Here is a 9228-nt window from a genome sequence, read left to right on the forward strand (position 1 = left end):
ACCCGCCCACCCGTCACGGAACGTGCACACGATGCACGCAGCTGGACGGGGACACAGCGAACGCGGGATACCAGCGCATCCAACACCGTTCGGGATGCGCGCAGTTCCGGGAGCTGGCAGCAAATGCCACTCCTGGACACTGTTTAGGAACGGTATGTCCTCGCGGTGGCCTGCTCGGCCGAAGTCACCACCAGTGCGGGCAAGTTCCGTGCCGACGCGCTCGCGGCGAAGGTACAGTGCCGTCAGGCCCAGGCGACGGCGTCCTCGACGGGCACGCGGGGCAGCCGCGGGAACCACGGGTCGACACCGGGGTGACCGATGTTGACCACCAGGTGCGAACGCCAGCTGGTGCCGGCGAAGAACTCCTCGTCCACGCCGGCCTTGTCGAAGCCCCCCATGGGGCCGGCCGCGAGCCCCGCCGCGCGCACTGCGAGGAGGAAGACCCCGGTCTGCAGTGCCGAGCTGTAGGCCGCAAGGCTCTTGCGCGCCTCGGTCCGGTCGGCGAACGCCGTTCGCAGCATGGCGCCGCGGGCTGGGAAGACTGTCGGCATCTGCTCGTGGAAGTCGACGTCGTAGGCCAGGATCGCCACGGCCGGCGCTTGAAGCGTCTTGGTCCTGTTGCCCTCGTCGAGATGCCGGACCAGTCGCTCCTTGCCCTTGCGGGTGCGCACGAAGAGCACGCGCAGAGGCTGGCTGTTGGCGGTGCTCGGTGACCAGCGGGCGAGTTCCCAGATCGTGGCGAGTTCGTCGTCGGTAACGGCCGTCTGGGCGAAGGTGTTCGCGGTGCGGGCCTCGGTGAACAGCAGTTTTCGCCCGGCGTCGTCAAGGACGTCGAGGGGCTGCGGTTCGCGGTCGCTCATGCTCACGGCTTTTCTCTCTTGCTTCGGTGTGCGAATGGTGTGGTGCCGGGGCGAGCTCTGCCCGGGCACCGCTGGGCGGGACAGGCTTTGTGGAGCCGGGCGGGGCACAAATCCCGGCGTGGTCAGCCCGGCCTGTGGGTGCCGTCGGTCATGCGTGATCTGTTGGCCGCTTGCGCCGTTCCGCGCCCAACCGGGCGAAGTAGGCGGCCAGGTCGGGGTTGTCGACCGCCGCGGGGTTGAGGACCTGCTCGGCGGGGGCTCCCTGGAGGAGTCGTTTGACAGGGACCTCGAGTTTTTTGCCGGTGCGGGTGTGTGGGATGGCCGGTACGGCGAGGATCTCGTCGGGGACGTGGCGGGGTGAGGCGCCGGCGCGGATCGCGTCGCGGATCTTCTCGCGCAGGGCATCGTCCAGTGTCACGCCGGGCGCGGGGACGACGAACAAGGGCATCCAGTAGCCGCCGTCGGGTTCCTCCGTGCCGATGACGAGGGCCTCGGTGATCTCGGGGAGGCGTTCGACGATGTCGTGGATGTCGGCGCTGCCCAGGCGCACCCCGTTGCGGTTGAGGGTGGCGTCGGAGCGGCCGTGGACGATCACCGAGCCGTGGGAGGTGAGGGTGATCCAGTCGCCGTGCCGCCACACGCCGGGGTAGGCGGCGAAGTAGGCGTCGTGGTAGCGGCTGCCGTCGGGATCGTTCCAGAAGTACAGCGGCATCGACGGCATGGGGCGGGTGACGACCAGTTCGCCGACCTGGTCGAGGACCGGTCGTCCCGCGCCGTCGTACGCCGCCAGCGCCACGCCGAGGTTGGGTGCGGACAACTGCCCCGCCCAGACGGGGGTCGTGGGGGCGCTGCCGGCGAAGCCGGAGACGACGTCGGTGCCGCCGCTGGTGGAGGCCAGCTGGATGCCGGCTCCCACGTGGTCGCGGACCCAGGGGTAGGCGGAGGCGGGCAGGGCGGAGCCGGTGGAGCCGATGAGACGGACGGCCGACAGGTCGTGCACGGTGGGTTCGATGCCGAGCTTGGCCATGGCCAGCAGGTACTGGGGGCTGGTGCCGAAGACGGTGACCTTGTGGCGGGCCGCCAGCTCCCACAGGATGTCCGGGCGGGCCTGCGGCGCGGGGCTGCCGTCGTAGGTGCAGGTGGCGGCGCCGGTCAGCAGCGTGGAGACGACCAGGTTCCACATCATCCAGTGGGTGGTGGTGTACCACAGCAGGCGGTCCCCGGCGCCCAGGTCGCTGTGCAGGCCGAGGATCTTGAGGTGCTCCAGCAGGATTCCGCCGTGCCCGTGGACGATGCCCTTGGGCAGGCCGGTGGTGCCGGAGGAGAACACGACCCACAGCGGGTGGTCGAACGGGACCGGGGCGATGGTGAGGTACTCGGTGCGGGTGGCCGCGTCCTCCCAGGAAACCGTCGGCCTTGGGTGCCTGTCCCCGGGCCAGGCAAGGCCCACGTGATCGACGAGCACCGTGGCCTTCAGCGTCGGCAGGGCATCGGCCAGTTCGAGCGAGGCGGCGCGGCGGTCGTGGGTGGTGCCGTTGAAGAAGTAGCCGTCCGCGGTGATGAGGACCGTGGGTTCGAGCTGGGCGAAGCGGTCGGCGGCGGCCTTGGGTGCGTAGTCCTGGCCGCACACCGACCACACGGCGCCCAGGCTGGCGGTGGCGAGGAAGGCGATGACGGCGTGGGGGGTGTTGGGCAGGTAGCCCACCACCCGGTCGCCCTGCCCGACGCCCAGGTCGCGCAGAGTGGCAGCGACGGAGGCGACCCGGGCACGCAGCTGCCGGCCCGTGATCTCGTAGCCGGCTCCGGTCTCGTCCAGCGCGATGATCGCGGGAGCGTCCGGGGGCAGGTTGCGCAGCGCGTGGTGGGCGTAGTTGAGGGTGGCGCCGGAAAACCAGCGGGCGCCGGGCATGGTCTCCTCGGCCAGCACGCGCTCGTACTCGGTCGTCGCGTCGATGGCGAAGTACTCCCACACCGCCTCCCAGAACCCTTCCAGGTCGGCGACGGACCAGCGGTGCAGGGCCCGGTAGTCGAGGGGGTCGTGGGCGCCCTGGACGCCACGGTGGGCGGCCGCCCACCGGGCGAAGTGCGCGATGCGGCTGTCGGCGACCACCTGCGGGTCGGGAGTGAAGAAAGGTTCCGGGTACGGCATGGGGTGCGGGTCGGTCATGGTGGGTGCTCCTCGTCAGGGGACGGGCCGGGCATCGGCGGTACGGCGGGCCGTGTGCAGCAGAGGAGCCCAGGTCGCGGTGTCCGTGAAGTCGCCGGTGCCGGCGGGGACGGTGTCCATCACGACGCGGTCGGGGCGGAGCAGGACGGCGTCGGCCCGGCCGCTCGCCAGCCAGGCGGCCAGGCGGCCGTCGTCGCCGAGGTCATCGACCTGGATCGTGGGTGCGCCCAGTGCCGTGGCCACGGCCGTCATCGGCGGGGTGGGCGGCACAGCGGTCAGGACGGCGAACGAGTTTCCGAGGAGCTCGTCGAGGCGCACTCGCCTGCCGTCGCGCTGAACCCAGGGCTGCGGGCAGAACGTGCCGGCCAGCACGCGGCCGGTCAGCCGGGGGCGGCATCGTACCAGCGGACCGGTGGTCAGGGCGGGGCTGAGGTCACGGCTCACCGCCGCGGTCACGCCGGGGATGCGGGTGGCCGCGCCCACGACGGCCCGGCGCAACGCCGCACCGCGGTCCTGTCCGCCGGTCATGGCCCAGCCGACGGCGACCGCGACGCGGATCACATGGCGGGCGTGCGGCTTGCGCTCGAGCTCGTAGGTGTCCAGCAGCCCGTCGGGTGCGCCCTGTTGGAGGACGCGGGCGAGTTTCCAGGTGAGGTTGCGGGCATCGCGCAGGCCCGTGCACAGGCCCTGCCCGACGAAGGGCGGGGTGAGGTGGGCGGCGTCGCCGAGCAGGAAGACGCGCCCGTGGCGCCATCGGTCGGCGAGACGGGCCCGGAAGGTGTACTGCGCCTGCCGGATGACCTCGAAGTCGTCGCCTGGTGAGGCGGCGGGCGGCAGGTCCACCCAGGGGGCGACCAGCTCGCGCAGGCGCGCCCACCCGTCAGGGCCGTCCAGGGGCTCGTCGTCGGCCAGCCGGAACTCCCAGCGGTAGCGGTCCTCGCCGACGCGCATGAAGGTGGCCGGCCGGTTGGGGCAGCAGATCTGCTCGGCGCCCTCCCAGGTGCGCACCCGGCGGCTGGTGCGCACGTCGATGACCCGCCAGCTCTCCTCGAAGTGCAGGTCCTCCCATACGGCGCCGATGGCGTCGCGGGTGACGCTGCCCGCTCCGTCGCAGCCGAGGACGGCATCGGTCCACACGTGTTCCTCGTCGTCCGTGCCGTCGCGGCGGAAGGTCACCCGGACCGGTCCCGTCGAGCCGTCCGGTGCGTTGGTGTCCCGTGTGACGGACTGGGTGACGGACACGACCTCCACCCCGCCCCGCAGCTCGCACTCCGGTCGGTCGGCCAAGGCCTCCCGCAGCAGGCGTTCCAGCTCGGGTTGGTCGAACATGCTGGTCTGCGGGAAGCCGTGGTGTCCGTGCAGGGACCGCGGGAACTCAGTGATCACGCGGTGCCGGGCGTCCAGGAGCCGCAGCCCGCGCGCCGGGCGGGCGATGGCGGCGAACTCCTCGTGGACGTCGACGCTCTGCAGGATCCGGCGGACCTCGTCGTCCACGACGACGGCGCGCGGCAGCGGGTAGATGTCCCGGTGGCGCTCGAGGAGCAGACTGCGCACTCCGCGGCGGGCGAGCAGGAGCGCGGCCATGACCCCCACGGGTCCCGCACCGATGATCACCACCGGTATCCGGGATGCGGCCCTCATGGTGCGTCCGTAACGGCGGTCCGCTGCTCGCCCAGGTCGATCCGCCCGTCCGGGGTGGCGATCGTGGCGGTGATCAGGTCACCGGTACGCAGGTAACGAGGGTTCTTGGACTGACCTTTGAAGAACGCCTTCCACTTCACCGCGGGCGGCAGCAGTGCACTGATCTTCTCGACCGGCTTGGGCGGGGCCTTGAGAGCTGTGCCGCCGGGCGTGCCGGTCAACAGCAGGTCGCCCGCATCGAGCGTCTGGAAGCGCGCGAGCAGGGTGAGCGCCTGCGCGGGCCGTACGATCATGTCGGCGAGCGTGCGGTCCTGACGCGGCACGCCGTTGACCGAAAGTCGCAGCCGCAGGTCGAGCAGACGGTCGAAGTCCTCGGGTTCCAGCAGGGCCAGGTACGGCCCCGTCGGCGTGAAGGTCGGGTAGGACTTGCTCTCGTAGAACTGGGTCTTGGTCAGCTGCACGTCGCGGGCGCTGACGTCGTTGGTGAGGACCAGCCCGGCGACGTAGCGCGGCAGGTCCCGCTCCTCCACGACGGTGCCCACCGGCAGGGGGGCGCCCATGACGAGGCCGAGTTCCACCTCGTAGTCGAGGAACTTCACATGCGCGGGGCGGACGATCTGCTCGTGCGGGCCGCTGACCGAGCCGGACGCCTTGCGGAAGAAGGTGGGCGGGATGTCGCCGCGGAAGCCTGAATCGCGGGCGTGGCTGCGGTAGTTGACCATCTGGGCCACCACCCGGCAGGGGGTGGTGACCGGAGGCAGCGCCACCAGGTCGGCGAGGGGAGTGCCGCTGTCCGCGGAGGCGGCGGCCTCGCGGACCGCGTCCCGCTCGGCGAGCAGCTCGGCGGTGGTGACGGCTTTCGTCTCGATACGGACGGCGCGCTCGCCGCGTACCCCCCACCAGCCGTCCTTGGTGCGCAGAACATTGGTGCTCATGAGCTCATCGCTTTCATCAGGCCCAGCAGGCGTGCGGGGTCGAGTTCGTTGTCGCCGCGCAGGGCCGTCATGACCTCGCGCAGCTTGGCGGGGGAGGGGTTGGTGCCCAGGAAGTCGCGGGTGACCGGCGGGCCCCACTGGGCCAGGCCGCTCGCCGACATCGGCGCCCACCCGGGCTCGACGTCGCAGGAGAACAGGTCGCCGTCGGCGAAGTGCTCCAGCATGAAGCGGTCGGGGTCGCGCCAGTAGTCGAAGAGCTGGCTGCCCTGGATGTGCCGGCCGATGCCCCAGCTGCGCTGGTAGCCGCGTTCGGCCAGGTACTCACCGCCGGCGGCGATCGCGTCGAGGTCGGTGACCTGGTAGGCGGAGTGGACGTAACCGGTTCCGGGCCCCAGGTGCAGGGCCAGGGTGTGGTGGTCCACGGCCAGGCTGCCCTGGTCGCAGCGGATGAACGCCATGGTCGGTCCGCGGCCCCGCTGTCCGTCCAGGAACAGGAAGTCGCTGGCGATCATCCCGAGGGTGTCCAGGTACCAGTCCAGGGCCCGCTGGAACACGCGGGTCTCCAGCACCACGTGCCCGAGTCGCTGGATACGCGACGGCTCGCGGGGCGGTCGCTGGGTGGTGTTCGTGCGGCGGGCTTCCGTGCCGGTATTGAGGATCAGCGGCTGCTGCTCCGGCAGCGCGGGCAACTGTTCCGCGCAGTGCACGACCCGGACGGGGAAGCCCGAGGGATCGAGCAGGGCGACTGACCCTCCGCCACCGGGTACGCCGATGTCGCGGACGGTACTGCCGGTGGCGCGGGCGAGCCGGTCGAGATCGGCCCGTTCGGCCGCGCGGAACGCCGGCCCGATGAACCGGGACCCACGCCCGCGCCGGATGACCATGCAGGGTGAGCCCGCGAACGTGCCGCGCAGCCACAGTTCCCGCTCGGTGCGGGCGGCGATCGCGAATCCGAAGTCACGTGCGAACACCTCGGCTCGGTCCAGGTCCGGCTTCTCGAACTCCAGCCATGCCAGGTCCGCCACCTTGATCACCGGGTTCCGGGCGCGTCCGGGGTGCTCGCCGCGCAGGGCGCCCCGCTCGCTGTGGAGGCCTTGGTGGGGCGTGTGGGGATCGTCCCTGTTAACGGGGGAGTGGGACATGGTGTCCTCCAAGCAACACTGCCGTAATGAGGAAATCATCAACTTTGGCGTTACCCATCGTCAATAGGGTGAGCCCAAATTATTGATGATCTCATCAGTAATGGCAGACCTATCGCCCCGGTTGTTACACTCGGCGCATGCCGATGTCAGCCCCGCCCAAGAACCGCTTCGAGCGGCGCCGCGCCGAAACCCGTCAGGCGCTCGTCCGTGCGGCCCGGCAGATCCTCGCGGAGACCGGGGACACCAGCGCCAGCATCCAGGCGATCGCCGAGCGCGCGGATGTGGGCTTCGGTTCCTTCTACAACCATTTCGCGTCCAAGACGGAGCTGTTCGACGCCGCGGTGACGGATGCCCTGGAGGAGTTCGGCCAGGTCATCGACGAGCGCGTGCAGGGGATCGAGGACCCCGCCGAGCTCGTCGCGGTCGGCTTCCGGCTCACCGCCCGGATGGCCGACTCGCACCCCGAACTCATGCGGATCCTGCGCGACCGCGGTCTGGCCCACATCCACTCCGACCGCGGCCTGTCCCCGCGAGCCCTGCGCGACCTGGAGATCGGTATCGCCTCGGGCCGCTTCACCTGCGCCAACGCGACCACCGCCCTGTCCGCCATGGGCGGCACCCTGATGTCTTTGGTGGCGCTGAGGCTGGACCGCCCCGATCTGGACGGCGACGAGGCCGCCTCCGACCTGGCGGAGATGGTCCTGCGCATGTTGGGCCTCGCCGCGGACGAGGCCCACGAGGTCACCCGGCGCCCCCTACCCGGCCTCGACTGAACCGGACCCCGACTGATCAACGGGGGCCCGGAGTCCATCGCGACTCCGGGCCCCCGCGTGCTCCCTCATGGCCGCCAAGGCCGCGTCGACGCCCGCGGTGGGCGAGCCGAGGGCGGTGACGGTGTCGTAGCCGGGGCCGGCCGTGCACTCGATACCGCACCGGCCGTCGGAGCCGGAGGTGATGTCCCGCAGGGAGGTGCTGCCGAGCGCGTAGACGCCGACGTGCGCGGTGTCGCCGCGGGTGACCTCGGCGTCGTTGTCCGCGCCCGCGCTCAGCTTCTCGGCTGCCGGAGTGCTGTTCTGGATCTCGATCGGGAGCGAAGCAGTACCGATCGGTATGCCGAGGTCCTCGAGCGGCCTCGCGCTGCGGACGCGGTCGCCGTGGAACTGACCGGCCTTGGCGGCGGCCTGCGGGGCCATGGCCGATGTGCCGCCGTCCGGAACGGACGGGACCGGGATACGGGTGGGCTCGTCCTCGGAGAGCCTGTAGGTGGTCAGGCCGTGCTGGAAGTAGTCGATGTCGCCGACACGGTCACCGATCGCCTGGTTCGAGATGTTCAGGGCCCGCCAGTCAGCGCGAGACCGATCAGGTCGTCACCCGGTCCGCCGCCCGGCCTGGCTCTTTGAATCGGACTCGCCCCCAGGACGGAGTCCGTGGCGCTCTCGCGCAGGAACCCGTCGTTGTCGGCGAAGGGTGTGTCGTGGGACCACAGGTAGGCGCCGACGAACGCCTCGGTGCCACCGACGAACGCCTCGGTGCCACCGACGGACGTGGCGAACACTCCGGAGCGGAAGCCCAGGAAGGTGGGCACGTCGTGGGGGTCGCTGCCGTCCGCCGGGTAGGCCATGTCGTTGAACTCGCGCATCTCGATCAGGCCGGTCTTCTTGGACGCGGCGAAGCCCTGCCACATTCCGGGGCTGTCGTAACTCTTGATCAGCGTGCCGGTACGGGAGTCGAGGATCTGGACCAGGTGCTGGTAGGTCCTGAAGTCGCCGGTGAACGCGAAGGCGACACCGTGTTCGGCAGCGAGGCCCAGGAGCCAGAGGACCATCCCGACCTCGGCGAGGCCGACCGCGCTCTGCTCCACCTGCTCCACGCCGTGCTGAAGGAGGAGACTCATATCCCGCCAACTCGGCCTCAGCGAACGCACCCTACGCCGCCGGATCACCGACCTCACCACCCGCCTGGGGGCGACGAGCCGAGTCCAGGCGGGTGCGCAAGCGGTCCACCGCGGATGGCTGTGAACCGAGCGGACCGCCAAGCGCCGGGCCCGCTTTGCGGAGCCGGGGAGCGAAAGACCGTGGGCGCCGGTGCTCCCACAAAGCACCGGCGCCCACTCACCCCTGCCCGAGGTGGCTTTGATGTCCTGCTGAACAGGTGTCAGGGGACGAGGACGAGGCGGATCGGGTCGCCGATCTTGTTCTCCAGACGGTGGATCGCGATGGCCGCGTCGGCCAGCGGGAGGTGGTCGGTGATGGAGGGGGCCAGGTCGAGGCGGCCGGCCGCGGTCAGCTGCACCAGCTCGGAGACGGATTCGGGGGAGCCGCCGTAGTGTCCGCGTACCTGCTTCTGCAGGTAGTTGAAGGTCAGGCCCTCGGTGATGGTGAGCGGCCTGGGTGTGATGCCCACCAGGATCAGGGAGCCGCCCAGGCCGAGCACGGAGGCGGCCTGGTCGCGGACGGCGGGGACGCCGGCGCAGTCGAAGGCGA

At 70.9% G+C, this 9228-nt stretch carries 8 protein-coding genes and 1 pseudogene; 1 reads left to right on the forward strand and 8 read right to left on the reverse strand.

The window, feature by feature from the left end:
• Nucleotides 1-242: 242 nt before the first annotated feature.
• From ACFY2Z_RS41285 to ACFY2Z_RS41305, 5 genes are all read right to left on the reverse strand, one after another.
• Complete coding sequence (locus ACFY2Z_RS41285; RefSeq protein WP_390749140.1) at nt 243-860, reverse strand: malonic semialdehyde reductase; 618 nt, start codon at nt 858-860, stop codon at nt 243-245.
• 148 nt (nt 861-1008) lie between these two features.
• Nucleotides 1009-3027 carry an acetoacetate--CoA ligase gene (locus tag ACFY2Z_RS41290; RefSeq protein ID WP_390749141.1) on the reverse strand — a complete coding sequence of 673 codons (2019 nt, stop codon included), beginning with the start codon at nt 3025-3027 and terminating at the stop codon, nt 1009-1011.
• A gap of 15 nt (nt 3028-3042) precedes the next feature.
• On the reverse strand, nt 3043-4668 hold the full coding sequence (locus ACFY2Z_RS41295; RefSeq protein ID WP_390749142.1) for a bifunctional 3-(3-hydroxy-phenyl)propionate/3-hydroxycinnamic acid hydroxylase: 1626 nt from the start codon (nt 4666-4668) through the stop codon (nt 3043-3045).
• A complete protein-coding gene (locus ACFY2Z_RS41300; RefSeq protein WP_390749143.1) occupies nt 4665-5603 on the reverse strand; it encodes a fumarylacetoacetate hydrolase family protein in 939 nt (312 codons plus the stop codon). Before ACFY2Z_RS41300 ends, ACFY2Z_RS41295 begins: the two co-directional genes overlap by 4 nt.
• Nucleotides 5600-6745 (reverse strand): VOC family protein, encoded by a 1146-nt coding sequence (locus ACFY2Z_RS41305; protein ID WP_390749144.1) that lies wholly within the window; start codon nt 6743-6745, stop codon nt 5600-5602. Before ACFY2Z_RS41305 ends, ACFY2Z_RS41300 begins: the two co-directional genes overlap by 4 nt.
• A gap of 137 nt (nt 6746-6882) precedes the next feature.
• Here ACFY2Z_RS41305 and ACFY2Z_RS41310 point away from each other — a divergent pair, with 137 nt between their 5' ends.
• Nucleotides 6883-7518 carry a TetR/AcrR family transcriptional regulator gene (locus ACFY2Z_RS41310; RefSeq protein WP_390749145.1) on the forward strand — a complete coding sequence of 212 codons (636 nt, stop codon included), beginning with the start codon at nt 6883-6885 and terminating at the stop codon, nt 7516-7518.
• Here the strand turns inward: ACFY2Z_RS41310 and ACFY2Z_RS41315 are convergent.
• From ACFY2Z_RS41315 to ACFY2Z_RS41325, 3 genes and pseudogenes are all read right to left on the reverse strand, one after another.
• Nucleotides 7501-7938 (reverse strand): hypothetical protein, encoded by a 438-nt coding sequence (locus tag ACFY2Z_RS41315; protein WP_390749146.1) that lies wholly within the window; start codon nt 7936-7938, stop codon nt 7501-7503. The two genes, ACFY2Z_RS41310 and ACFY2Z_RS41315, sit on opposite strands and share 18 nt — an antisense overlap.
• A gap of 137 nt (nt 7939-8075) precedes the next feature.
• On the reverse strand, nt 8076-8639 hold the full coding sequence (locus ACFY2Z_RS41320; RefSeq protein WP_390749147.1) for a hypothetical protein: 564 nt from the start codon (nt 8637-8639) through the stop codon (nt 8076-8078).
• A 260-nt stretch (nt 8640-8899) separates the two neighbouring features.
• Nucleotides 8900-9228, reverse strand: a pseudogene (locus ACFY2Z_RS41325) (zinc-binding dehydrogenase); the annotation flags it as partial.

Source organism: Streptomyces sp. NPDC001222, assembly GCF_042896945.1.
GTDB lineage: Bacteria > Actinomycetota > Actinomycetes > Streptomycetales > Streptomycetaceae > Streptomyces > Streptomyces gibsoniae.

What these genes read in the sequence shown, in the direction of transcription:
- ACFY2Z_RS41285 (WP_390749140.1), bottom strand. Translation starts at nt 860, where the DNA reads ATGAGCGACCGCGAACCGCAGCCCCTCGACGTCCTTGACGACGCCGGG.
- ACFY2Z_RS41290 (WP_390749141.1), bottom strand. Translation starts at nt 3,027, where the DNA reads ATGACCGACCCGCACCCCATGCCGTACCCGGAACCTTTCTTCACTCCC.
- ACFY2Z_RS41295 (WP_390749142.1), bottom strand. Translation starts at nt 4,668, where the DNA reads ATGAGGGCCGCATCCCGGATACCGGTGGTGATCATCGGTGCGGGACCC.
- ACFY2Z_RS41300 (WP_390749143.1), bottom strand. Translation starts at nt 5,603, where the DNA reads ATGAGCACCAATGTTCTGCGCACCAAGGACGGCTGGTGGGGGGTACGC.
- ACFY2Z_RS41305 (WP_390749144.1), bottom strand. Translation starts at nt 6,745, where the DNA reads ATGTCCCACTCCCCCGTTAACAGGGACGATCCCCACACGCCCCACCAA.
- ACFY2Z_RS41310 (WP_390749145.1), top strand. Translation starts at nt 6,883, where the DNA reads ATGCCGATGTCAGCCCCGCCCAAGAACCGCTTCGAGCGGCGCCGCGCC.
- ACFY2Z_RS41315 (WP_390749146.1), bottom strand. Translation starts at nt 7,938, where the DNA reads ATGGCCCCGCAGGCCGCCGCCAAGGCCGGTCAGTTCCACGGCGACCGC.
- ACFY2Z_RS41320 (WP_390749147.1), bottom strand. Translation starts at nt 8,639, where the DNA reads ATGAGTCTCCTCCTTCAGCACGGCGTGGAGCAGGTGGAGCAGAGCGCG.